The sequence below is a fragment of the Pseudomonas sp. TE50-2 genome (genome assembly GCF_040813665.1).
Lineage (GTDB): Bacteria > Pseudomonadota > Gammaproteobacteria > Pseudomonadales > Pseudomonadaceae > Aquipseudomonas > Aquipseudomonas soli.
Map to the genome: position 1 here is coordinate 4,644,703 of NZ_JBFNXN010000001.1, position 22,949 is coordinate 4,667,651.

Consider the following 22,949-nt stretch of genomic DNA (forward strand, 5'->3'; position numbering starts at 1 on the left):
GACGCCAGGGATGAATCCGAAAAGCCTGATTTCCGGTAGCGCCGACAGCGGTGCCTTTACTGATCTCAATCGCCTGAGTTCGCTCAAGCATGGCGATCGCGACAGTGAGGGCAATATCCGCAAGGTCGCCCAGGAATTCGAATCGCTGTTTGTCAGCGAAATGCTCAAGGCGTCGCGCAAGGCCACCGATGTGATGGCCGATGAAGACAGCCCGATGAACAGCGACACGGTCAAGCAGTACCGTGACATGTACGACCAGCAGATGGCGGTGAGCATGTCCCGCCAGGGTGGTGGTATCGGTCTGCAGGATGTGTTGGTGCGCCAGTTGAGCAAGAACAAGGGTAGCGTCAACACCAGTCCGTTCCCACGAACCGACGTTGCTGCCCCGGCGTTGTGGGGCAGCCGCATGGTCAACCCGGCGCGCGTCGAACAGTCTGTGACCGGGCGCAATGATGTGGCGGCGCTGAACTCGCGTCGCCTGGCGCTGCCGAGCAAGCTGACCGACCGTTTGCTGGCCGGTATCGTGCCGCCCGCCGCCGTTGCTGGTGCAAATGGCAATGACACGGCGGTGTCCGGTCGTAATGCCCCTTCGCTCGCCGGCGTCGCCCGCGGCGACTGGCAGCCGGCACAGACCTTCGCCGCGCCGCGCGAGGGCATGCGTATTTTCGGCCGGGCCGTGGCTCAGCCGCCGCTGGCGCCGAACAAGGCGTTCAGCAATGGTGATGCCTTCGTCGCCACCATGCTGCCGATGGCGGAGCAGGCGGCCAAGCGCATCGGCATCGATCCGCGCTACCTGGTGGCCCAGGCGGCGCTGGAAACCGGTTGGGGTAAGTCGGTCATGCGCAACCCCGACGGCAGCAGCAGCCACAACCTGTTCGGCATCAAGGCTACCGGCAACTGGCAGGGTGGTGAAGCGCGGGCGATCACCAGCGAGTTCCGTGGCGGTCAGTTCGTCAAGGAGACGGCGGCCTTCCGTTCGTACGACTCCTACCAAGACAGCTTCCACGACCTGGTCAGCCTGTTGCAGAACAACAACCGCTATAAAGATGCCGTCGGTGCCGCCGATAACCCGGAACAGTTTGCAAGAGAGCTGCAGAAGGCAGGCTATGCGACCGATCCGGACTACGCCCGCAAGATCATCAGCATTGCCCGGCAGCTGCGGCCAACCCAGGAATACGCCATGGCCGGCACTAACACGAATCTATAAGGATTGAAGCATGTCTCTGATCTCGATCGGGCTTTCCGGCCTGAATGCCAGCCAGACCGCGCTGTCCATCACCGGTAACAACATCGCCAACGCGGCGGTCTCCGGCTATTCGCGGCAGCAGGTCATCCAGGGTACCGGCGCCTCGCACAATATCGGCGTCGGCTTCGTCGGTACCGGCACTACGTTGCAGGATGTGCGCCGCATCTACAACGCCTACCTGGACAATCAACTGCAGACCGCCACCTCGCTCAACACCGACGCGGCGGCGTTCCAGGATCAGATCACGGGTATCGACAAACTGCTGGCCGAGAGCAGCACGGGCATCAGCTCGGTGCTGACTGCATTTTTCTCGGCGCTGCAGACCGCTTCGGCCAAGCCTAGCGACGTTGCCTCGCGCCAGCTGCTGCTGACCCAGGCGCAAACCCTGAGCAACCGCTTCAACGCCATCTCCAGCGAGATGAACAAGCAGAACGACAGCATCAACAGCCAGCTGGACACGCTGTCGGGCCAGGTCAACAAGCTGACCTCGAGCATTGCTGACCTCAACAAGCAGATCACCCAGCTGTCGGCGTCCGGCGCTTCGCCGAACAACCTGCTGGATGCGCGCAGCGAAGCGGTCCGCCAGCTCAATGAGCTGGTCGGCGTCACCGTGCAGCAGCGCGACGGCAACTACGACGTGTACCTGGGCAATGGCCAGTCGCTGGTTACCGGCAACCGCGCCAACACCCTGAGCGCGGTGCCGAGCGCCACGGACAACAGCCAGTACAGCCTGCAGATCAACTACCCGACCTTCTCCTCCGACGTCACCTCGGTGGTCACCGGCGGGCAGATGGGCGGCCTGCTGCGCTATCGCCAGGACGTGCTCAATCCGTCGATGAATGAGCTGGGCCGCGTGGCCCTGGTGGTGGCGGACAGCATCAACAGCCAGTTGGGGCAGGGCCTGGATGCCAACGGGCAGTTCGGCAGCGCGCTGTTCTCCAGCATCAACAGCGCCATGGCGGTCAGCCAGCGCAGCCTGGCGGCCGCGGGCAACAGCGCCGGCTCCGGCAATCTGGATGTGACCATCGCCAACAGCGGCGCGCTCACCACCTACGATTACGAAGTCAAGTTTACCGGCCCCAATCAGTACAGCGTGCGCCGTTCCGACGGCACCGATATGGGTAACTTCGATCTGACCACCACGCCGCCGCCGGTGATCGACGGCTTCACCCTCAAACTCCAGGGGGGCGCTCTGGCGGCTGGCGACAGCTTCAAGGTCAGCCCGACCCGCACGGCGGCGGGTTCGATCAATACCGTGCTCACCGATGCCAACAAGCTGGCGTTCGCTGGCCCGATCAATGGCATCGTCGGCAGCGGCAATAAAGGTTCCGGCACCATCACCCCGCCGAATCTCGGTGCCAACCTGAACATCTACGGTGGCGCCGACACTGCGCTGATCCAGGATTCGATCAAGCATTCGATGCCGGTGCGCATGGTGTTCCAGGCGGCCAGTGGTGGTACGCAGGCTTATGAACTGTTCGATGCCAAAGGCAACTCCATCGGCACCGGCACCATCGTGCCCGGCCAGGACAACAAGCTGACCATCAACGTGCCAATGCGTGATGCCGCCGGTGCGCCAATCCTCGATGGTAGCGGCAATCCGCGTAAATTCAGTGTCGAGACCTCGGTGGGCGGCAGTCCGGCCGCCAATGACAGTTTCAGCTTCGGCTTCAATGCCGACGGCAAGTCCGACAACCGCAACGCCCAGGCGCTGCTAGGCCTGCAGACCAAATCCACGGTCGGCATGAACTCCGGCGGCGGTACCAGCTTCACATCCTCCTACGCCTCGCTGGTCGAGCGCGTCGGTGCCAAGGCCAACCAGGCCAAAATCGATACCGTTGCGACCACGGCCGTGCTCAATGCGGCCAAGGATAGCCGCAACGGGGTTTCCGGTGTCAACCTGGACGATGAGGCGGCCAACCTGATCAAGTTCCAGCATTACTACACCGCGTCGTCGCAGATCATCAAGGCGGCGCAGGAAACTTTCAGCATTCTGATCAACGCCCTTTAAGGAGTAGCCATCGTGCGTATTTCCACCGCTCAGTTCTATGAGTCGAGCGCCAGTAGCTACACCAAGAACTTCGCTGACTTGATGAAGAGCAAGACACAGATCGACACCGGCGTGCGCATCCAGACCGCCGCTGACGATCCGGTCGGCGCTGCACGCCTGCTCCTGCTGCAACAGCAGCAAGCGCTGCTCAAGCAGTACGACGGCAACATGACCACGGTGAACAACTCGCTGCTGCAGGAAGAGAGCGTGCTGTCCACCATCAACGATGCCATGCAGCGTGCCAGCGAGCTGGCCATCCGCGCCGGTGGCGCCGGGGTCAGTGATGCCGATCGCGTGTCCATCAGCAGCGAGCTGAAAGAGATCGAGGCCAATATCTTCGGCCTGCTCAATTCGCGCGATGCCAACGGCGACTACATGTTCGGTGGTACCAAGACTTCGTCGCCACCCTATGTGCGCAATGCCGATGGCAGCTACAGCTACCAGGGCGACCAGACCCAGCTGAGCCTGCAGGTGTCCGACACCTTGAGCCTGGCGACCAACGACACCGGTTTCAGCATCTTCGATTCGGCCAAGAACAAGAGCCGTACCGAGTCCACCCTGGTGGCGCCGGCGGTCGATGATGGCAAGGTTGCGCTGTCGCCGGGGCTGATGACCTCGAACAACACGTTCAACAGCAGCTTTACCGCTGGGCAGCCGTACAAGATCACTTTCACCAGCGCCACCCAGTACACGGTGACCGATGCCCTGGGCAACGACATCACCGCCGAAACAGCGACCAATGGCACTTTCGACAGCAAGACCGAGGGCAGTAACCGCATCGCCTTGCGTGGCGTCGAATTCGAAGTCACTGCATCGCTGAAAGAAGGCGATGATGCCAATGCCGTCTTCGCCGGTCGTGAGTTCAGCGTGCAGGCCCGTCCCGATTCGCTGACCACCGTGCGTGGCGCCGGTAACCCGTCGAGCGCGCAGGTGACCGGCAGCGCCGTGACCGACCAGGCTGCCTACAGCAGCACCTTCCCGAGCAATGGCGCGGTGATCAAGTTCACCGGGGCCAACACCTACGAGTTCTATGCCCAGCCATTGACCGCAGACAGCAAGCCGGTGGCCAGCGGTACCTTCACCGCGCCGGCGTTGACGGTGGCAGGGGTGACCTACCAGGTATCCGGTGCGCCGCAGGCGGGTGACCAGTTCGCCATCAATGCCAACAACCACCAGAACCAGAGCGTGCTGGAAACCCTCAGCCAGCTGCGTTCCGCGCTGGATGCGCCGCCTGGCAATGACGGCAACAACAACGCGATCAAGAACGCCGTTGCCTCGGCGGTCGCCAACCTCGCCAGTGCTCGCGAGCAGGTGGATATCACCCGTGGCGCCATTGGTGCGCGAGGCAATTCGATCGATATCCAGCGCCAGGAAAACACCAGCCTGACCACGGCCAACAAGATCACCCAGGACGCCATCGGCAACACCGACATGGCCGAAGCGTCGATCATGCTGACCCTGCAGCAGGCCATGCTCGAAGCTTCGCAGCTGGCCTTCTCGCGTATCTCGCAGCTGAGTCTGTTCAACAAGCTCTGATTGCGCTCTACCAAAAAGCCCCGGCCAGCGCTTCGCTGCCGGGGCTTTTTCGTGTCTGGCCGCCTGCTTTGAAAGGTGTCTGGCGAGAATTGACTGTGACTAATGAGTCAAATCGTGCATCTTCCCTGTATTCTATGCGGCAGCTGCTGCAGCATTTTGTTACCGGTGCGCAGAAGGGCAGGCCAGATGTCGGCCTGGCCAAGGCCTGTTGCCCTCGTCCCGGTAGTTGGCGCCCTCAATCCATCGAGTGGCGGTCTTTGGCTGTTTTCATTGGGAAGCCAGAATGATTGGCATCAAAAGCATCGCGAGTTACGTGCCCACCGCTGGCCTGGACAACTACGTCCAGGGTGCGAAGTTCGGCAAGGACGAAGAGTTCATGTTCGGCAAGATCGGCGCCTCCTTCCTGCCGCGCAAGGCCGAGGAGCAGGAGACCTCTGACCTGTGCGTGGAGGCGGCCCGTGCGTTGTTCGCCAACAACCCGGAGCTGGATCCGCAGTCGATCGATGTGCTGATCGTGGTCACCCAGAACGGTGACGAAGAAGGGCTGCCGCACACGGCGGCGATCGTGCAGAACAAATTGGGCCTGTCGACCCGCGTGGCGGCCTTTGACGTGTCGCTGGGCTGCTCCGGCTATGTCTACGGCCTGTACGCCATCAAGGGCTTCATGCAGGCGGCCGGGCTGAAGAACGGCTTGCTGATCACCGCCGACCCGTATTCGAAGATCGTCGATCCGGAAGATCGCAACACCACCATGCTGTTCGGCGATGCCGCCACCGCCACCTGGATGGGCGAAGATGCTGTGTGGCAGTTGGGCGAGGCGCGTTTCGGCACTGACGGCTCGGGTGCCGAGCACCTGAAGGTCAGTGATGGCACCTTCTTCATGAACGGTCGCCAGGTATTCAACTTCGCGCTGGTCAAGGTGCCGGCGCACCTGCATGAATTGCTCGCGGCCAGCAACCTGCAGTCCTCGGATATCGATGCGTTCTGCATTCACCAAGGCAGCGCGGCGATCGTCGATGCCGTGGCGCGACGCTTCGAGGAGCAGCACCCGGAGAAGTTCGTCAAGGATATGCTCGAAACCGGCAACACCGTGTCGTCCAGCGTGCCGCTGCTGCTGCAGAAGCATATGTTCGACAGCAGCTGGCAGCGTGTGGCCATCAGTGGTTTCGGTGTTGGGCTGTCGTGGGGCTCGGCGATTCTCTATCGCGACTGAGTCGATGTGGTATCAAAAAAACGCCTGGCGTACCCCCGTCAGGCGTTTTTTTATGCTTGGAAGATGGGGTGGTTACTGTGGGGCTGAGTCGCGTTGGGCTGGACGGCAGGTCATGATCGTCCGCCGCCAAATCGATAAACCCCTGATTTCATAGGGGTGGCGGGGTGATGGCATTTTTTTTTCGAAAATGCCCTCAAGCAACTTACGCAGACGACGATAACCATTACGAAGGTTCTCTAGGCCATACCCGGCGGATGCCAGGGCCGGAAGCCGCAGTACCCATCCAACGAGGATTTCGTCATGGCTTTAACTGTAAACACCAACATTGCTTCGGTTACTACTCAGGTTAACCTGAACAAGGCCAGCAGCGCCCAGACCACTTCGATGCAGCGCCTGTCTTCCGGCCTGCGCATCAACAGCGCCAAAGACGACGCTGCCGGCCTGCAAATCGCCAACCGTCTGACCAGCCAGATCAACGGCCTGGGCCAGGCAGTTAAGAACGCCAACGACGGTATCTCGATCGCCCAGACCGCCGAAGGCGCAATGCAGGCTTCGACCGACATCCTGCAAAAAATGCGTACCCTGGCTCTGTCCTCGGCCACTGGCTCCCTGAGCCCTGACGACCGTAAGTCGAACAACGACGAATACCAGGCTCTGACCGCCGAACTGAACCGTATCTCGGAAACCACCACCTTCGGTGGCCAGAAGCTGCTGGACGGCTCCTACGGCACCAAGGCCATTCAGGTCGGCGCCAACGCCAACGAAACCATCAACCTGACCCTGGAAAACGTTGCTGCCAGCAACATCGGTTCCCAGCAGGTCAAGAGCACCGCGATCGCACCAAGCGCAACCGGCGTTGCCGCTGGCAGCCTGTCCGTTACCGGTAACGGCCAGACCGCCACTGTCGCCTACGCTGCTGGCGCTTCCGCCAAGCAGATCGCCAGCAACCTGAACGGTTCGATCGGTGGTCTGACCGCAGCTGCTAGCACTGAAGTCAAGCTGGACGTTCTCGCTGCCACTCCATCCAACTTCAAGCTGTCTGTCGGTTCCAGCGGTACTGTTGACTTCGTTGGTGTGACCGACCAGAAAGGCCTGGCTGACCAGCTGAAATCCAACGCCGCCAAACTGGGCATCAGCGTCAACTACGACGAAGCCAAAGGCACCCTGAGCATCAAGTCGGACACCGGCGAGAACATCAACTTCTCGGCTGCTGACACCAACGCCCAGGCGAACATCTCGATCGCCGCTAAAGACGGCTCCGGCAACTTCGCTGCTGGTGCTGCTCTGGGTGGTGCTGCCATGGTGGTTACCGGTCAGATCTCCCTGGACTCGGCCAAGGGCTTCTCGCTGGGCGGCGCTACTGATCTGTTCGGTGCTGCGACCGTTACCTCCGCCAAGACCGCCATCTCGCAAACCGACGTCACCGACGCCACCAAGGCTCAGAACGCCCTGGCCGTTATTGACAAGGCCATCGGTTCGATCGACAGCGTCCGTTCGGGCCTGGGTGCTACCCAGAACCGTCTGACCACCACCGTTGACAACCTGCAGAACATCCAGAAGAACTCCACCGCTGCCCGTTCGACCGTGCAGGACGTGGACTTCGCTTCGGAAACTGCAGAGCTGACCAAGCAGCAGACCCTGCAGCAGGCCTCGACCGCGATCCTGTCGCAGGCTAACCAGCTGCCATCCTCGGTCCTGAAACTGCTCCAGTAATTCAGGCGCCTGAGTAAGAGGTGGAAGGGCGCGTTTACGTGCCCTTTCGCTTTTTTGACATGAGGAGTTCGAAGCATGGACATGAGTGTCAAGCTGAACCAGGTGTATCCTCCGGTGCTGCCTCAGGCAGTGGCGACTGCCAAGGATCCGCTGGTGCCTGCCAAGGTGCCGGAAACCGTGGCTGCCGATGACAAGCCGCACACCCGCGAAGACCTGGAGAAGGCGGTTGGCGATATCCGTGATTTCGTCCAATCGAGCCAGCGCAAGCTGGATTTTTCAATCGATGATTCCACCGGCCGGGTAGTGGTCAAGGTAATCGCCACCGAGTCCGGTGACGTGATCCGCCAACTTCCGTCGGAAACCGCGCTGAAGCTGGCACAAAGCCTCAGCGAAGCCGGCAGCCTGTTGTTCGACGACAAGGCTTAGGCTGGCATGATTTTTGTTGCTGTCGGGCATTTGAGGCGCGTAGTCGTCAAGGATCCGGCAGCTACCGAACAAGGAGAGCAATGATGGCAGGTTCAACAATCAGCGGTATTGGATCGGGCATCGATACCCAGGCGATTGTGAAGTCCCTGGTGGACGCGCAGAAGGCGCCGAAGCAGGCACAGATCAATACCCAGACACTGAAGGCAACCACCACATTGTCCTCGATCGGCAAGATCCAGGCGGCCCTGGATGCCTTCCGTGGTGCGTTGACCAGCATGACCAACGACAACAGCTTCGGCGGACTGGCGTTGAAGTCCTCGGATGAGAAGGTTGCGACCATCACCGCTGGTGCTGGTGCGGCCAATGGTTCCTTCAACCTGGTTGTGACCCATCTGGCATCGGCTTCCAAGGTGTCCACAAAGGTGTACGCTGGCGGCGCGGGTAGCGTGGTCAACCCGGGTACCACCTCGACCAAACTGACCATTACCCAGAATGGCAAGGCCCACGACGTCAGCATCCCGCCGGGCGCTACGCTGCAGCAGGTGCGCGAGACGATCAACAGCCAGTTCGGTACCGCAGGCTTGAGTGCCAACGTTCTGACTGACGCCTCGGGTTCGCGTCTGGTGATCACTTCCAACAAGATGGGTGTGGGTTCCGATATCACGTTGTCGGGCAACTCGGGGCTCGACATTGGGGCGACCGTTGTAGATGAACCCCAGAATGCCAAGTACACGCTTGATGGCATCTCCATGGAGTCCAAAAGCAACGATATCAGCGATGCGGTAAGCGGGTTGAATATCAAGCTGGTGGGTGTTTCCCCCCAGGACAAGGATACCAAGGAGTTCCTCAAGACCACGCTGTCCCTGACCACCAGCACCTCCGCGCTGAAGTCGGGCCTCAAAGGCTTCATCGACACCTACAACGCGTTGCTCAAGGTGGTCAACGCCGAGACCAGGGTGACAAAGAACGCCGACGGCACCGTGACTCCCGCAGCGCTCACCGGCGACGCATCCATGCGCGCGCTGATGTCATCGATCCGCGAAGAAATGAACGCGCTTTCCGGCAACGGCACGATGAAGTCGCTCGCCGCCTTTGGCGTCACCACATCCCAGGATGGCGGCACGCTCAGCCTGGACGAAAAGAAGTGGGACAAGGCCGCAGCCACGAACGCAGCTGACCTGACCAGCATTTTCAATGGCAAGGATGGCCTGCTGGCGCGCCTGCAGAAGGTCACAGAACCATACGCCAAGGCCAGCACTGGCACCCTGGCTGAGCGTTCCAAGGCCTTGTCTGAAAGCCTGACCAAGCTCAAGACCGAGCAGGACACGCTGGACACGCGCATGGAAGCCCTGCGCATCAGCCTGCAGGACAAGTACAACAGCATGGATACCCTGGTCTCCCAGTTGCGCCAGCAGCAGCAGAACGTGCTAGGCACGCTCAATGCGCTGAACAACGCCAAGAACGACAAATAATCCGTGAACGTCGCGTGAAGTCCGGGCATGATGCCCGGCTTCATGTCATCGGGTGGTAAAGTTTTTCGCCGCCGGCCCGATACAGGGACTATCGAACCTACCGTTTTTGCCCGTCACGAGGTCGCAAGATGAATCCCATGAGAGCCCTTCGGCAGTACCAGAAGGTCAATTCCCATGCCCAGATTTCCGAAGCTACGCCCCATCGCCTGGTGCAGATGCTGATGGAGGGTGGGCTCGATCGCATGGCCCAGGCCAAAGGTGCCCTGGCCCGTGGCGACATCGCCGAGAAAGGCCTGATGCTGGGCAAGGCGATCGATATCATCATCGGCCTGAACGATGGCTTGGATGCGCAGAAGAGCGAAGATCCTGCCTATATCGAGCAGCTGTCGAGCCTCTACGCCTACATGACCAACCGCCTGATGCAGGCCAATATCGACAACGACCCGGCGATCATCGACGAGGTCGCGCAGTTGCTGATCACCGTCAAGACCGGTTGGGATGCGATTGCCGATGCGCAGCAGCCCGCCTGAGGCGGGGAGGGGAGAGCAAGGTGAGTAGCGAGCTGCAACGATTCGACGACACCCGTGATGCCCTGCTCGAAGCCTTGGGTGCGCGCGACTGGGAAGCCATCGGCAGGCTCGACGAAACCTGCCGCGCCTGCATCGATGAGATGCTCAGTGCTCCGGCATTGGACGAGGCACTGATCCGGGAGCGGTTGGAAGGGTTGCTGCAGGTCTATGGCGAGCTGGTCAGCGTCACTACCGGTGAGCGCCAGGCCATCGCCGATGAAATGACCCAGATCAACCAAGCAAAGAATGCGTCGAAGGTTTACCATTTATTCAGTTAAGATGCACCGAACTGAGTAAGAGGCGCCATAAATTTGACTGCTTCGGTCTTTTTGACTTTACTAGTGGCTGTTTTCGAAATTCAGACGTCCGAACACTGACCATTCAGTCGGAATGATGTCGTGCACGCCCTTCGGGCGCCGATATGACTAGGGAAGTTGCTATTGCATGTGGCGTGAAACCAAGATTCTCCTGATCGATGACGACAGCGAACGCCGCCGCGATCTGGCGGTGGTCCTGAATTTTCTCGGCGAAGAAAACCTTTCTTGCTCCAGCCAGGACTGGCAGCAGGTGGTCGAGGGTTTGTCTTCCAGCCGTGAAGTGCTGTGTGTCCTCATCGGCACAGTAAATGCCCCGGCAAGTGTGCTGGGGCTCCTTAAGACAGTGGCTGGGTGGGATGAGTTCCTTCCGGTGCTGCTGTTGGGTGAAATTTCTTCCACGGAGTTCCCCGAGGACCTGCGTCGTCGCGTGCTCTCCAACCTGGAGATGCCGCCGAGCTACAGCCAGTTGCTCGACTCCCTGCACCGTGCCCAGGTCTACCGCGAGATGTACGACCAGGCCCGCGAGCGCGGTCGCCAGCGCGAGCCCAACCTGTTCCGCAGTCTGGTGGGCACCAGCCGTGCCATCCAGCACGTACGGCAGATGATGCAGCAGGTGGCTGACACCGACGCCAGCGTGCTGATTCTCGGTGAGTCCGGTACCGGCAAGGAGGTGGTGGCGCGTAACCTGCACTACCACTCCAAGCGTCGCGAAGCGCCGTTCGTGCCGGTCAACTGCGGGGCGATCCCGGCGGAGCTGCTGGAGAGCGAGCTGTTCGGTCACGAGAAGGGCGCCTTCACTGGGGCTATCACCAGCCGTGCCGGGCGTTTCGAGCTGGCCAACGGCGGTACCCTGTTCCTCGACGAGATCGGCGACATGCCGTTGCCGATGCAGGTCAAGCTGCTGCGCGTGCTGCAGGAGCGCACCTTCGAGCGCGTCGGCAGTAACAAGACCCAGAGCATTGATGTGCGCATCATCGCCGCGACGCACAAGAACCTGGAGACCATGATCGAGGACGGGACCTTCCGTGAGGACCTGTACTACCGCCTCAACGTCTTCCCTATCGAGATGGCGCCATTGCGTGAGCGGGTAGAAGACATCCCGCTGCTGATGAACGAGCTGATCTCGCGCATGGAGCACGAGAAGCGCGGTTCGATCCGCTTCAACTCCGCCTCGATCATGTCGCTGTGCCGTCATGGCTGGCCGGGCAACGTCCGCGAGCTTGCCAACCTGGTCGAGCGCATGGCGATCATGCATCCCTACGGGGTGATTGGTGTCGCGGAGTTGCCGAAAAAATTCCGCTATGTGGATGACGAGGACGAGCAACTGGTCGACAGCCTGCGCAGCGATCTTGAGGAGCGCGTGGCTATCAACGGCCATGCGCCGAGTTTCGCCAGCCACGCCATGCTGCCGCCTGAAGGCCTGGACCTGAAGGACTACCTCGGCAGCCTCGAGCAAGGGCTGATCCAACAGGCGCTGGACGACGCCAATGGCATCGTCGCCCGGGCCGCCGAGCGCCTGCGCATCCGTCGTACCACGCTGGTGGAGAAGATGCGCAAGTACGGCATGAGCCGCCAGGGTGGCGAGGAGCAGGCGGACGACTGATCTCGCCCGGCAAGTCGAAATGGTCGGGGTGGGCAACCGCTCCGGCCATTGAGTTCGATCAACTAGTCCACCTGCCATTGTCCTCATCTCCGGCACGGCTATTGCTACACCGCTGGCAACATACCGTTTTTATGACGGTCAGCCACGCGAGAGAGCACGATGCCCCAGGCCGCCCACCGTTCCCATTCCTCCGATCCGCGAGGACACACCCCGCTCGAGCAGGAAAGCCGGCAGGGTCTTGAGCAGGCGTTTGCCCTGTTCGATCAGGTCTCCAGCCAACTGAGCCAGTCCTACAACATGCTCGAGGCCCGGGTCAGCGAGCTCAAGGGTGAGCTGGCGGTGGTCAGCGCGCAGCGCATGGCCGAGCTGGACGAGAAGGAGCGCCTGGCCAACCGTCTGCAGAACCTGTTGGACCTGCTGCCGGGCGGAGTCATCGTGATCGACGCCGAGGGCTTCGTGCGCGAGGCCAATCCGGCGGCCTGCGAGCTGCTCGGCGAGCCGTTGGTGGGCGTGCTCTGGCGCCAGGTGATCGCCCGCAGTTTCGCTCCGCGGGAGGATGACGGCCATGAAGTCTCGCTGCGCGACGGGCGGCGCCTGTCCATCGCCACGCGTTCGCTGGATGCCGAACCTGGGCAGTTGGTGTTGCTCAATGACCTGACCGAAACCCGTCGCATGCAGGACCAATTGGCGCGGCACGAGCGCCTGTCGTCGCTGGGGCGCATGGTCGCCTCCCTGGCCCATCAGATCCGTACGCCGCTCTCGGCGGCGATGCTGTACGCCAGCCATCTGGCCGACCCGGAGCAGGTGTTGGCGGACGAGACTCGCCAGCGCTTCGCCGGCAATCTCAAGGAGCGCCTGCACGAACTCGAGCATCAAGTGCGCGACATGCTGGTGTTTGCCCGTGGCGAGCTGCCACTCAATGACCGGATCAGCCCGAAGGCGCTGTTCCAGGCCTTGCAGCAGGCGGCCCATGCCCATGTCCAGGGGCATGCGGTGCGCTGGCAGTGTGACAGTCACCTGGGCGAGTTGCTGTGCAATCGCGACACCTTGGTCGGCGCACTGCTCAACCTGATCGAGAATGCCCTGCAGGCCAGTAGCGGGCCGGCGAAGCTCAAGGTTCACCTGTCGCGTCGCGAGGACAGCCTGCGTGTATGTGTCAGCGATGCTGGCAGCGGCATCGACGCCGCGTTGCTGGCGCGGCTGGGGGAGCCCTTCCTGACTACCAAGGCCACCGGCACCGGCCTCGGCCTGGCGGTAGTGCAGGCTGTGGTGCGGGCGCATCGCGGCACCCTGAGCCTGCGTTCGAAGCTAGGCCGTGGCACCTGTGTCAGCGTCGTGTTGCCGTTGATCGATGGGCGTTTGGAGGCGAGTCAATGAGCGTCAAGGTTCTGCTGGTGGAGGATGACCGGATCCTGCGTCAGGCGCTGGTCGATACCCTGGAGATCGGTGGTTTCTGCCACCGTGCCGTCGGCAGTGCCGAAGACGCCTTGCTGGCGGTGACCGAAGAGTCGTTCAGCCTGGTGGTGAGCGATGTGAACATGCCAGGCATGGATGGTCATCAGCTGTTGGCCCAATTGCGCCGCAACCACCCGCAACTCCCGGTACTGCTGATGACCGCTCATGCGGCGGTTGAGCGGGCCGTCGAAGCTATGCGTCAAGGAGCTGTCGACTATCTGGTCAAGCCGTTCGAGCCCAAGGCGCTGCTCAGCCTGGTGACGCGGCATGCCGTCGGGTCCGGCGCATCAGCGGGCGAAGAGGGGCCGGTGGCCTGCGAGCCTGCGAGCCGACAATTGCTGGAGTTGGCGGCCAAGGTCGCGCAAAGCGATTCCACCGTGCTGATCTCCGGCGAGTCAGGGACCGGCAAGGAGGTGCTGGCGCGCTATATCCACCAGCAGTCACGGCGCGTGGATCAGCCGTTCGTGGCGATCAATTGCGCGGCGATCCCGGACAACATGCTCGAGGCGACCCTGTTCGGCCATGAGAAGGGCGCCTTCACCGGGGCGATCGCCGCCCAGGCCGGCAAGTTCGAGCAGGCCGACGGTGGCACCCTGCTGCTCGACGAGATCTCCGAGATGCCGCTGGGCTTGCAGGCCAAGCTGTTGCGCGTGCTGCAGGAGCGCGAGGTCGAGCGTGTGGGTGGGCGCAAGCCCATCGCCCTGGATATCCGCATTCTCGCCACGACAAACCGTGACCTGGCAGGAGAAGTGGCGGCCGGGCGTTTCCGGGAAGACCTGTACTACCGTCTTTCGGTATTCCCCATGGCGTGGCGGGCGCTGCGCGAGCGCCCAGCCGATATCGTGCCGCTGGCCGAGCGCTTGCTGGCACGGCATGCGCAAAAGATGCGTCATGCCCAGGTCCGGTTGTCCGCCGAGGCGCGGGCGTGCCTGCAGGCCTACGCCTGGCCGGGCAACGTGCGCGAACTGGACAACGCGATACAGCGTGCACTGATTTTGCAGCAGGGTGGAGTGATCGAAGCGGCGGATTTCTGTCTGGCTGGCGCCATTCCGTTGTCGCTGCCAAAGGTGGCCACTATTGAGCCATTATCCGCCGAGTTGGGTACCGAAGCTGGAGGGCTGGGTGACGACATGCGTCGTCATGAGTTCCAGATGATCATCGACACCTTGCGCGCCGAGCGCGGGCGTCGCAAGGAGGCTGCCGAACGCCTGGGCATCAGCCCGCGCACCTTGCGCTACAAGCTGGCGCAGATGCGTGACGCGGGCTTGGATGTCGAGGCCAGCCTGTTCGGTTGATACGTCGTTTTGAATGATTTTCGGGTTGGCTGGCACTCCTCTTGCTAGCTCCAACCCATTCGCTGCACGAGTGTCAAAAAAAGTGCGGCAGCCGGAGAGAGAAGTCCATGACCCAAGGTGTTGAATTCAATCGTCTGATGTTGGACATGCGCGCCATGCAGGCCGAAGCCATGTCCCAGCCCAAGGTTGCCGCCGCGCCTGAGCTGGCGCCTGGCCAGAGCAGCTTCGCCGACATGCTTGGCCAGGCCATTGGCAAGGTGCATGAAACGCAACAGGCTTCCTCCCAGCTGGCCAACGCCTTCGAGATCGGCAAGAGCGGTGTCGACCTGACTGACGTGATGATCGCCTCGCAAAAGGCCTCGGTATCGTTCCAGGCCATGACCCAGGTACGCAACAAGCTGGTACAGGCGTACCAGGACATCATGCAGATGCCGGTATAAGGGCGAGAGTGAGTCATGGCCGAAGCAGTCGTCGATAACGCCCCCGCCAAGAGTGGCCCGCCAGTCGCCAAGCCGCCGCTGTTCGGCATGGCGTTCCTGGAAAACATCTCGCAGATGCCAATGCTGCGTCAGGTCGGCCTGCTGGTCGGCCTGGCCGCCAGCGTGGCCATCGGTTTTGCCGTGGTGCTCTGGTCGCAGCAGCCGGACTATCGGCCCCTGTATGGCAGCCTGGCGGGCATGGACACCAAACAGGTGGTGGATGCGCTGGCCACAGCCGACATTCCCTACAAGGTTGAGCCGAACTCCGGCGCCTTGCTGGTCAAGGCCGACGATCTCTCCCGTGCGCGCCTCAAGCTCGCAGCAGCCGGCGTGGCGCCAAGCGATGGCAATGTCGGCTTCGAACTGCTCGACAAGGATCAGGGCCTGGGAACCAGCCAGTTCATGGAAGCCACCCGCTACCGCCGTGGCCTGGAGGGCGAACTGGCGCGCACCGTGTCGAGCCTGAACAACGTCAAGGCTGCCCGCGTGCACCTGGCGATTCCGAAGAGTTCGGTGTTCGTGCGCGACGAGCGCAAGCCAAGTGCCTCGGTACTGGTTGAGCTGTACCCAGGGCGTGCGCTTGAGGCTGGGCAGGTCATGGCCATCGTCAACCTCGTGGCTACCAGTGTCCCGGAACTGGACAAGTCCCAGGTGACCGTGGTCGACCAGAAAGGCAACCTGCTCTCCGATCAGTTGCAGGACACCGCCCTGACCATGGCCGGCAAGCAGTTCGACTACAGCCGCCGCATGGAAGGCATGCTCACCCAGCGTGTGCACAACATCCTGCAGCCGGTGCTGGGCAACGACCGCTACAAGGCCGAAGTGTCGACCGATGTCGACTTCAGTGCCGTCGAGTCCACTTCCGAGCAGTTCAACCCTGATCAGCCTGCTCTGCGTAGCGAGCAGTCGGTCAACGAACAACGTGCCAGCAGCCAGGGTCCGCAAGGTGTGCCGGGGGCGTTGAGCAACCAGCCGCCGGCCGGTGCCTCCGCGCCCGAGAACGCCAAGGCCGCCGCCACGCCAGCCGGTGCCATCCAGCCCGGCCAACCGCTGGTGGATGCCAATGGCCAGCAGATCATGGATCCGGCCACCGGCCAGCCGATGCTCGCGCCGTACCCGAGCGACAAGCGCCAGCAAAGCACCAAGAACTTCGAACTGGACCGTTCCATCAGCCACACCCGCCAGCAGCAAGGTCGCCTGACCCGCCTGTCGGTGGCCGTGGTGGTGGATGACCAGGTCAAGCTGGACGCCGCCACCGGCGAGACGACCCGTACTCCGTGGGGCGCCGAGGATCTGGCGCGCTTTACCCGCCTGGTACAGGACGCCGTGGGCTTCGATGCCAGCCGTGGCGACAGCGTCACCGTAATCAACGTGCCGTTCGCCGCCGACCGTGGCGACGAGCTGGTCGATATTCCGTTCTACTCGCAGCCGTGGTTCTGGGACATCGTCAAGCAAGTGCTGGGCGTGCTGTTCATCCTGGTGCTGGTGTTCGGCGTGCTGCGGCCGGTGCTCAACAACATTACAGGTGGCGGCAAGCAGGCGGCCACGGACAGCGACATGGAGCTGGGCGGCATGATCGGTCTGGATGGCGAACTGGCCAACGACCGCGTCAGCCTGGGTGGCCCGACAAGCATTCTGTTGCCGAGCCCGAGCGAGGGTTACGAGGCACAGCTCAACGCAATCAAGGGCCTGGTGGCCGAAGACCCGGGCCGCGTGGCCCAGGTCGTGAAAGAGTGGATCAACGCCGATGAGTGACAATCGAGCCATTACCGCCAAGCTGAGCCGCGTCGACAAGGCGGCCATCCTCCTGCTCTCGCTCGGCGAGACCGATGCCGCGCAAGTCTTGCGCCACATGGGGCCCAAGGAAGTGCAGCGGGTCGGTGTGGCCATGGCGCAGATGGGCAACGTCCATCGCGAGCAGGTCGAGCAGGTGATGAGCGAGTTCGTCGAGATCGTCGGCGACCAGACCAGCCTGGGCGTCGGTTCCGACGGCTACATTCGCAAGATGCTCAACCAGGCCCTCGGCGAGGACAAGGCCAACGGCCTGATCGACCGCATCCTGCTCGGTGGCAACACCAGCGGCCTGGACAGCCTCAAGTGGATGGAGCCGCGCGCCGTGGCCGATGTCATCCGCTACGAGCACCCGCAGATCCAGGCCATCGTGGTCGCCTACCTCGACCCCGACCAGGCCGGCGAGGTGCTGAGCAACTTCGACCACAAGGTGCGCCTGGACATCGTCCTGCGCGTGTCGTCGCTCAACACCGTGCAGCCGGCGGCGCTCAAGGAGCTCAACCAGATCCTCGAGAAGCAGTTCTCCGGCAACTCCAATGCCGCGCGCACCACCCTGGGTGGCATCAAGCGCGCCGCCGATATCATGAACTTCCTCGACAGCTCGGTGGAAGGCGCGCTGATGGACTCGATCCGCGAGATCGACAGCGACCTGTCGGAGCAGATCGAAGACCTGATGTTCGTCTTCAACAACCTGGCCGACGTCGACGACCGTGGCATCCAGGCGCTGCTGCGCGAAGTGTCGTCCGACGTGCTGGTGGTGTCGCTCAAGGGTGCCGACGAGCGGGTCAAGGACAAGATCTTCAAGAACATGTCCAAGCGTGCGTCCGAGCTGCTGCGCGACGACCTGGAGGCCAAGGGGCCGGTACGGGTCAGCGACGTGGAAACGGCGCAGAAGGAAATCCTCACCATCGCCCGCCGCATGGCCGAGGCCGGCGAGATCGTGCTTGGCGGCAAGGGCGCCGAGGAAATGATCTAAGCCAGCGACTGGTGACACTGTGGGAGCGGGCTTGTCCCGCGATGTGGCCAGGGCCGGCAATGCTGTCGGTCCGGCGTCCGCTCATCGCGGGGCAAGCCCGCTCCCACGGCCCTTTCAAGGTTTTCGAGAAGCTCACAGCATGTCCACCACCGAACACCCCAGCGACCTGATCCGTGCCCGCGACCTCGAGGGCGTCGACGTCTGGGCGCTGCCCAGCTTCGACCCGGAGCCGGAACCCGAGCCGGAACCTGAGCCTGAAGTCATCGAGGAAGAAGTCGAGGAAGTACCGCTGGAGGAAGTCCAGCCGCTGACCCTCGAGGAGCTCGAAGCCATTCGCCAGGAGGCCTACAACGAAGGCTTCGCCACCGGCGAACGCGAAGGTTTCCACAGCACCCAGCTGAAAGTGCGCCAGGAAGCCGAAGTGGCACTGGCGGCCAAGCTGGCCAGCCTCGAACAGATCATGGGGCATCTGCTCGAGCCGATCGCCGAGCAGGATACCCAGATCGAAAAGGCCTTGGTGCAACTGGTCGCCAACATGACCCGCCAGGTCATTGGTCGCGAATTGCGCAGCGATTCGAGCCAGATCACCCATGTGCTGCGCGAAGCGCTGAAGCTGCTGCCGATGGGCGCCGACAACATTCGCATCCACCTCAACCCGCAGGATTTCGAGCTGGCCAAGGCCTTGCGCGAGCGACACGAGGAAAGCTGGAAGCTGCTCGAGGACGAGTCGCTGTTGCCGGGTGGCTGCCGTATCGAAACCGCCCATAGCCGTATCGATGCCACCATGGAAACACGTATCGAGAAGGCGGTGGCGCAACTGTTCGACCAGTCCCACGACCAGGCCCTGCACCCGGCGGCGGCGGATATTTCCGTTGAGCTGGACGTCCCGGCAGGTGAACCCGATGCGCCTTGACCGCACCAGTTTCGGCAAGCGCCTGGAGGGCTACGCCGATGCGGTGAAGCTGCCCGACCAGCCGATCGTCGAGGGGCGCCTGCTGCGCATGGTCGGCCTCACCCTTGAAGCCGAGGGTCTGCGCGCCGCGGTGGGCAGCCGCTGCCTGGTGATCAACGACGACAGCTACCACCCGGTGCAGGTGGAGGCTGAAGTCATGGGCTTTGCCGGCAGCAAAGTGTTCCTGATGCCGGTCGGCAGCATCGTCGGCCTGGCGCCCGGTGCTCGCGTGGTACCGCTGGATGACAGCGGTCGCCTGCCCATGGGCATGAGCATGCTCGGCCGGGTGCTTGACGGCGCCGGTCGTGCGCTGGACGGCAAAGGCGGGATGAAGGCCGAGGATTGGGTGCCGATGGACGGCCCGATCATCAACCCACTCAACCGTGACCCGATCAGCCAGCCGCTGGATGTCGGTATCCGCAGCATCAACGGCCTGCTCACCGTCGGCCGCGGCCAGCGCCTGGGGCTGTTCGCCGGTACTGGTGTTGGTAAGTCGGTGTTGCTGGGCATGATGACGCGCTTTACCGAGGCCGAGATCATCGTGGTCGGCCTGATCGGCGAGCGGGGCCGGGAGGTGAAGGAATTCATCGAACATATCCTCGGCGAGGAGGGGCTCAAGCGCTCGGTGGTGGTGGCATCGCCTGCGGACGACGCGCCGCTGATGCGCTTGCGTGCCGCGATGTACTGCACGCGGATCGCCGAGTACTTCCGCGACAAGGGCAAGAACGTCCTGCTGCTGATGGACTCGCTGACCCGTTTCGCCCAGGCCCAGCGCGAGATCGCCCTGGCCATCGGCGAGCCGCCCGCCACCCGTGGCTACCCACCCTCGGTGTTCGCCAAGCTGCCAAAGCTGGTGGAGCGTGCCGGCAACGGCGAGCCGGGTGGTGGCTCGATCACTGCGTTCTATACGGTGCTTTCCGAAGGTGACGACCAGCAGGACCCGATCGCCGACTCGGCGCGGGGCGTGCTCGATGGCCACTTCGTGCTGTCCCGGCGCCTGGCCGAGGAAGGGCACTACCCGGCCATCGATATCGAAGCCTCGATCAGCCGGGTCATGCCGCAGGTGGTCGACCCCGACCATTTGCGCCAGGCGCAGAAGTTCAAGCAGCTGTGGTCGCGCCTGTCGCAGAGCCGTGACCTGATCAGCGTCGGCGCCTACGTGGCTGGTGGCGATCCGGAAACCGACCTGGCCATTGCCCTGCAGCCCAAGCTGGTGGACTTCCTGCGCCAGCGCCTGGACGAGAACGTCGGCATGGCGCAGAGCCGCGAAGAACTGGCGGCGGTATTCGCGCCGCCAGCGGGCTGATAGACCATGGCCCAGCCCAGCCGAGCCGCACGCCTGGTGCCGGTGGTCGAGATGGCCGAGGAGGCCGAGCGCAAGGCCGCCCAGCGCCTGGGGCATTTCCAGAAGCTGCTCAGCGATGCCCAGGCCAAGCAGGCTGAGCTCGAGAGCTTCCGCGAGGCCTATCAGCAGCAGTGGATCAATCGCGGCAGCCAGGGTGTCGACGGCAACTGGCTGGTCAACTACCAGCGCTTCCTCGGCCAGCTGGAAACGGCGATGACCCAGCAGCGCCAGAGCATGGCCTGGCATCAGAACAACCTGAACAACGCCCGCAACACCTGGCAGCAGGCCTATGCCCGGGTGGAAGGCTTGCGCAAGCTGGTGCAGCGCTATCTGGACGAAGCGCGCCGGGCCGAGGACAAGCGCGAGCAGAAGCTGCTCGACGAGCTGTCCCAGCGTCTGCCGCGCCAGAGCCACCCCTGATCGACCTGACTGGCGCCTGTCGCCAGCGCCTGCTAAACCTTCAGAAGTCGCATTCGCCATCATCGAAGGAATCGCTCGCATGGCAGTCGAAACTGATTTTTCACAGGACGGGAAAAAGCTGACGATCAAGGTCAAGGGTCGTTTCGATTTCGGCAAGCACCAGGAATTCCGGGATGCCTACGAGCGGCAGCGTCCGCGCCCTGACTCCGTGGTGGTCGACCTGAAGGAGGCCACTTATCTCGACAGCTCGGCGCTGGGCATGTTGCTGTTGCTGCGCGACCATGTCGGCGGTGAGGAGTCGGATATCCGCGTGGTTCATGCGAGCCCGGATGTGCGCAAGATCCTCGCCATCTCCAATTTCGAAAAACTGTTCGACATCAGTTGAGTGCCGTCATGCCCGCCGAGCAGGCGTTGACCGTGCTGGTGGCCGAAGACGGCGCTGCGGATCGTCTGTTGCTGGCGCAGATCGTCCGGCGCCAGGGGCATGAGGTGCTCACCGCCGAAAACGGTGAGCAGGCCGTCGCAATGTTCGCCGAGCGGCGGCCGCAACTGGTGCTGCTCGATGCCCTGATGCCGGTCATGGACGGTTTTGAAGCGGCGCGGCGGATCAAGGCGTTGGCCGGCGAGGCCCTTGTGCCGATCATCTTCCTGACATCGCTCAACGAAGAAGAGGGCTTGGTGCGCTGCCTCGAGGCCGGGGGCGACGACTTCATGGCCAAGCCTTACAGCGCCGTCATCCTGGCGGCGAAGATCCGCGCCATGGACCGTTTGCGCCGGTTGCAGGCGACGGTGCTCGAGCAGCGCGACCAGATCACCCGGCATCATCATCACCTGCTCAACGAGCAACGGGTGGCCAAGGCGGTGTTCGACAAGGTTGCCCATGCCGGCTGCCTGAATGCGCCGAACATACGTTACCTGCAATCGCCGTACGCGCTGTTCAATGGCGACCTGTTGCTGGCGGCGTTCACGCCTTCGGGCGACATGCATGTGCTGCTGGGCGACTTCACCGGCCACGGCCTGCCGGCGGCGGTCGGCGCGATGCCGTTGGCCGAGGTGTTCTATGGCATGACCGCCAAGGGTTATGGCCTGGTCGAAACACTGCGGGAGATGAACGCCAAGCTCAAGCGTATCCTGCCCGTGGACATGTTCTGCTGTGCGCTGCTGCTCAAGCTCAGCTTCCAGCGAGCAACGGTGGAGGTGTGGAACGGCGGCATGCCGGATGGCTATCGATTGTCCGCGGCAGGCGAGGTGCTCGAAGTGCTGCCTTCCCGCCACCTGCCACTAGGGATCCTGCCTCCCGAGCAGTTCGACGATACTACCGAAGTATTGCCGCTCGCGGCGGGGGAGCGCTTGTTCCTGCTGTCCGATGGCGTGGTCGATACCGGAGATGCGCAGGATTGCCTGTTCGGTGTGCAACGCTTGCGCCAGGTACTGGCCGCCAACCGAGACCCGGCGGTACTGTTCGATGAGGTCATGCAGGCGCTGGCGCGCTTCGGTGGTCAGTCCCGTGACGACATCAGCCTGTGTGATATCTGCATGCTGGAGCCTGATCACGGGATGGCCCAGGCCGTGGTGTATTCCGACAGCGGTCGTTCCAGCCCGCTGGACTGGTCGATGCAGTTCGAGCTGCGTGGCGAGAGCCTGAAGCGTTTCAACCCGGTCCCTTACCTGGTACAGCTGTTGCAGGAAATACATGGGCTGCGCCCCAGCAGCGGCAGGCTGCACAGCGTGCTCAGCGAGCTGTATTCCAACGCGCTGGAGCACGGCGTGCTTGGCCTCGACTCGGGGCTCAAGCGCGATGCCGAGGGCTTCTCCGAGTACTATCGCCAGCGCGCCGAGCGCCTGGCGCGGCAGGTGCAGGGGGTTGTCGGCATTGCCCTGCGGGTGGAACCGCAGGGGGCGGGTGGGCGTCTGACGATAGAGGTTCGCGACAGTGGGGCGGGCTTCGATGTGGCGGGCATGCTTGCCGGCGAGCCTGCGGCGCAGGGGTTCAGTGGGCGTGGAGTAAGTCTGGTACGGCGGCTGGCAGGCAATGCCCAGTGGTTGGAAGGTGGTCGTCTGGCGCGTGTGGAGTTCCAATGGTGAGCCGGC

General features: G+C 62.8%; 20 protein-coding genes. All 20 read left to right on the forward strand.

What is annotated here, in order from left to right:
- Window positions 1-10: 10 nt before the first annotated feature.
- The 20 genes from flgJ (at window position 11) to AAHK21_RS21350 (ending at window position 22,943) form a co-directional block, all read left to right on the forward strand.
- Window positions 11-1,207: a flagellar assembly peptidoglycan hydrolase FlgJ gene (flgJ, locus tag AAHK21_RS21255; protein ID WP_367858253.1), complete on the forward strand. Its 1,197-nt coding sequence runs from the start codon at window positions 11-13 to the stop codon at window positions 1,205-1,207.
- A gap of 10 nt (window positions 1,208-1,217) precedes the next feature.
- Complete coding sequence (flgK, locus tag AAHK21_RS21260) at window positions 1,218-3,257, forward strand: flagellar hook-associated protein FlgK (protein ID WP_367858254.1); 2,040 nt, start codon at window positions 1,218-1,220, stop codon at window positions 3,255-3,257.
- 12 nt (window positions 3,258-3,269) lie between these two features.
- Window positions 3,270-4,832 (forward strand): flagellar hook-associated protein 3, encoded by a 1,563-nt coding sequence (locus tag AAHK21_RS21265; protein ID WP_367858255.1) that lies wholly within the window; start codon window positions 3,270-3,272, stop codon window positions 4,830-4,832.
- Window positions 4,833-5,115: 283 nt separating this feature from the next.
- Window positions 5,116-6,045, forward strand: coding sequence for a ketoacyl-ACP synthase III (locus tag AAHK21_RS21270; protein WP_367858256.1), 930 nt, complete (start codon window positions 5,116-5,118; stop codon window positions 6,043-6,045).
- A gap of 300 nt (window positions 6,046-6,345) precedes the next feature.
- Window positions 6,346-7,758 carry a flagellin gene (locus AAHK21_RS21275; RefSeq protein WP_367858257.1) on the forward strand — a complete coding sequence of 471 codons (1,413 nt, stop codon included), beginning with the start codon at window positions 6,346-6,348 and terminating at the stop codon, window positions 7,756-7,758.
- A 75-nt stretch (window positions 7,759-7,833) separates the two neighbouring features.
- A complete protein-coding gene (locus AAHK21_RS21280; RefSeq protein ID WP_367858258.1) occupies window positions 7,834-8,184 on the forward strand; it encodes a flagellar protein FlaG in 351 nt (116 codons plus the stop codon).
- An 83-nt stretch (window positions 8,185-8,267) separates the two neighbouring features.
- The gene (fliD, locus tag AAHK21_RS21285; RefSeq protein ID WP_367859015.1) at window positions 8,268-9,656 is read left to right on the forward strand and encodes a flagellar filament capping protein FliD; all 1,389 of its coding nucleotides are present in this window, start codon (window positions 8,268-8,270) and stop codon (window positions 9,654-9,656) included.
- Window positions 9,657-9,784: 128 nt separating this feature from the next.
- Window positions 9,785-10,186, forward strand: a complete 402-nt coding sequence (fliS, locus tag AAHK21_RS21290) for a flagellar export chaperone FliS (protein WP_110605511.1) — start codon at window positions 9,785-9,787, stop codon at window positions 10,184-10,186.
- 20 nt (window positions 10,187-10,206) lie between these two features.
- The gene (locus AAHK21_RS21295; protein ID WP_367858259.1) at window positions 10,207-10,503 is read left to right on the forward strand and encodes a flagellar protein FliT; all 297 of its coding nucleotides are present in this window, start codon (window positions 10,207-10,209) and stop codon (window positions 10,501-10,503) included.
- A 166-nt stretch (window positions 10,504-10,669) separates the two neighbouring features.
- Complete coding sequence (fleQ, locus tag AAHK21_RS21300; RefSeq protein ID WP_367858260.1) at window positions 10,670-12,145, forward strand: transcriptional regulator FleQ; 1,476 nt, start codon at window positions 10,670-10,672, stop codon at window positions 12,143-12,145.
- A 159-nt stretch (window positions 12,146-12,304) separates the two neighbouring features.
- Window positions 12,305-13,522: a PAS domain-containing sensor histidine kinase gene (locus tag AAHK21_RS21305; RefSeq protein WP_367858261.1), complete on the forward strand. Its 1,218-nt coding sequence runs from the start codon at window positions 12,305-12,307 to the stop codon at window positions 13,520-13,522.
- Window positions 13,519-14,895 carry a sigma-54-dependent transcriptional regulator gene (locus AAHK21_RS21310; protein ID WP_367858262.1) on the forward strand — a complete coding sequence of 459 codons (1,377 nt, stop codon included), beginning with the start codon at window positions 13,519-13,521 and terminating at the stop codon, window positions 14,893-14,895. The genes AAHK21_RS21305 and AAHK21_RS21310 overlap by 4 nt, the downstream gene beginning before the upstream one ends.
- Before the next feature lie 107 nt (window positions 14,896-15,002).
- Window positions 15,003-15,335, forward strand: a complete 333-nt coding sequence (fliE, locus tag AAHK21_RS21315; protein ID WP_023630998.1) for a flagellar hook-basal body complex protein FliE — start codon at window positions 15,003-15,005, stop codon at window positions 15,333-15,335.
- Between the two features lie 15 nt (window positions 15,336-15,350).
- A complete protein-coding gene (fliF, locus tag AAHK21_RS21320; RefSeq protein WP_023630999.1) occupies window positions 15,351-17,129 on the forward strand; it encodes a flagellar basal-body MS-ring/collar protein FliF in 1,779 nt (592 codons plus the stop codon).
- A complete protein-coding gene (gene fliG / locus AAHK21_RS21325; RefSeq protein ID WP_023631000.1) occupies window positions 17,122-18,141 on the forward strand; it encodes a flagellar motor switch protein FliG in 1,020 nt (339 codons plus the stop codon). Before fliF ends, fliG begins: the two co-directional genes overlap by 8 nt.
- Window positions 18,142-18,280: 139 nt before the next feature.
- Window positions 18,281-19,054, forward strand: a complete 774-nt coding sequence (gene fliH / locus AAHK21_RS21330; protein ID WP_110702458.1) for a flagellar assembly protein FliH — start codon at window positions 18,281-18,283, stop codon at window positions 19,052-19,054.
- Window positions 19,044-20,399 carry a flagellar protein export ATPase FliI gene (fliI, locus tag AAHK21_RS21335; RefSeq protein WP_038706560.1) on the forward strand — a complete coding sequence of 452 codons (1,356 nt, stop codon included), beginning with the start codon at window positions 19,044-19,046 and terminating at the stop codon, window positions 20,397-20,399. Before fliH ends, fliI begins: the two co-directional genes overlap by 11 nt.
- A gap of 6 nt (window positions 20,400-20,405) precedes the next feature.
- Window positions 20,406-20,858, forward strand: coding sequence for a flagellar export protein FliJ (gene fliJ, locus AAHK21_RS21340; protein WP_110605508.1), 453 nt, complete (start codon window positions 20,406-20,408; stop codon window positions 20,856-20,858).
- Window positions 20,859-20,937: 79 nt separating this feature from the next.
- Window positions 20,938-21,243, forward strand: a complete 306-nt coding sequence (locus AAHK21_RS21345) for an STAS domain-containing protein (RefSeq protein ID WP_104445088.1) — start codon at window positions 20,938-20,940, stop codon at window positions 21,241-21,243.
- An 8-nt stretch (window positions 21,244-21,251) separates the two neighbouring features.
- Window positions 21,252-22,943 carry a SpoIIE family protein phosphatase gene (locus tag AAHK21_RS21350; protein WP_367858263.1) on the forward strand — a complete coding sequence of 564 codons (1,692 nt, stop codon included), beginning with the start codon at window positions 21,252-21,254 and terminating at the stop codon, window positions 22,941-22,943.
- The last annotated feature ends 6 nt before the right edge of the window (window positions 22,944-22,949 follow it).

Excerpts from the sequence above, each read along its gene's own strand:
- flgJ (WP_367858253.1), top strand. The coding sequence starts at position 11 with ATGAATCCGAAAAGCCTGATTTCCGGTAGCGCCGACAGCGGTGCCTTT.
- flgK (WP_367858254.1), top strand. The coding sequence starts at position 1,218 with ATGTCTCTGATCTCGATCGGGCTTTCCGGCCTGAATGCCAGCCAGACC.
- AAHK21_RS21270 (WP_367858256.1), top strand. The coding sequence starts at position 5,116 with ATGATTGGCATCAAAAGCATCGCGAGTTACGTGCCCACCGCTGGCCTG.
- AAHK21_RS21275 (WP_367858257.1), top strand. The coding sequence starts at position 6,346 with ATGGCTTTAACTGTAAACACCAACATTGCTTCGGTTACTACTCAGGTT.
- AAHK21_RS21280 (WP_367858258.1), top strand. The coding sequence starts at position 7,834 with ATGGACATGAGTGTCAAGCTGAACCAGGTGTATCCTCCGGTGCTGCCT.
- fliD (WP_367859015.1), top strand. The coding sequence starts at position 8,268 with ATGGCAGGTTCAACAATCAGCGGTATTGGATCGGGCATCGATACCCAG.
- fliS (WP_110605511.1), top strand. The coding sequence starts at position 9,785 with ATGAATCCCATGAGAGCCCTTCGGCAGTACCAGAAGGTCAATTCCCAT.
- fleQ (WP_367858260.1), top strand. The coding sequence starts at position 10,670 with ATGTGGCGTGAAACCAAGATTCTCCTGATCGATGACGACAGCGAACGC.
- AAHK21_RS21305 (WP_367858261.1), top strand. The coding sequence starts at position 12,305 with ATGCCCCAGGCCGCCCACCGTTCCCATTCCTCCGATCCGCGAGGACAC.
- AAHK21_RS21310 (WP_367858262.1), top strand. The coding sequence starts at position 13,519 with ATGAGCGTCAAGGTTCTGCTGGTGGAGGATGACCGGATCCTGCGTCAG.
- fliE (WP_023630998.1), top strand. The coding sequence starts at position 15,003 with ATGACCCAAGGTGTTGAATTCAATCGTCTGATGTTGGACATGCGCGCC.
- fliF (WP_023630999.1), top strand. The coding sequence starts at position 15,351 with ATGGCCGAAGCAGTCGTCGATAACGCCCCCGCCAAGAGTGGCCCGCCA.
- fliG (WP_023631000.1), top strand. The coding sequence starts at position 17,122 with ATGAGTGACAATCGAGCCATTACCGCCAAGCTGAGCCGCGTCGACAAG.
- fliH (WP_110702458.1), top strand. The coding sequence starts at position 18,281 with ATGTCCACCACCGAACACCCCAGCGACCTGATCCGTGCCCGCGACCTC.
- fliI (WP_038706560.1), top strand. The coding sequence starts at position 19,044 with ATGCGCCTTGACCGCACCAGTTTCGGCAAGCGCCTGGAGGGCTACGCC.
- fliJ (WP_110605508.1), top strand. The coding sequence starts at position 20,406 with ATGGCCCAGCCCAGCCGAGCCGCACGCCTGGTGCCGGTGGTCGAGATG.
- AAHK21_RS21345 (WP_104445088.1), top strand. The coding sequence starts at position 20,938 with ATGGCAGTCGAAACTGATTTTTCACAGGACGGGAAAAAGCTGACGATC.
- AAHK21_RS21350 (WP_367858263.1), top strand. The coding sequence starts at position 21,252 with ATGCCCGCCGAGCAGGCGTTGACCGTGCTGGTGGCCGAAGACGGCGCT.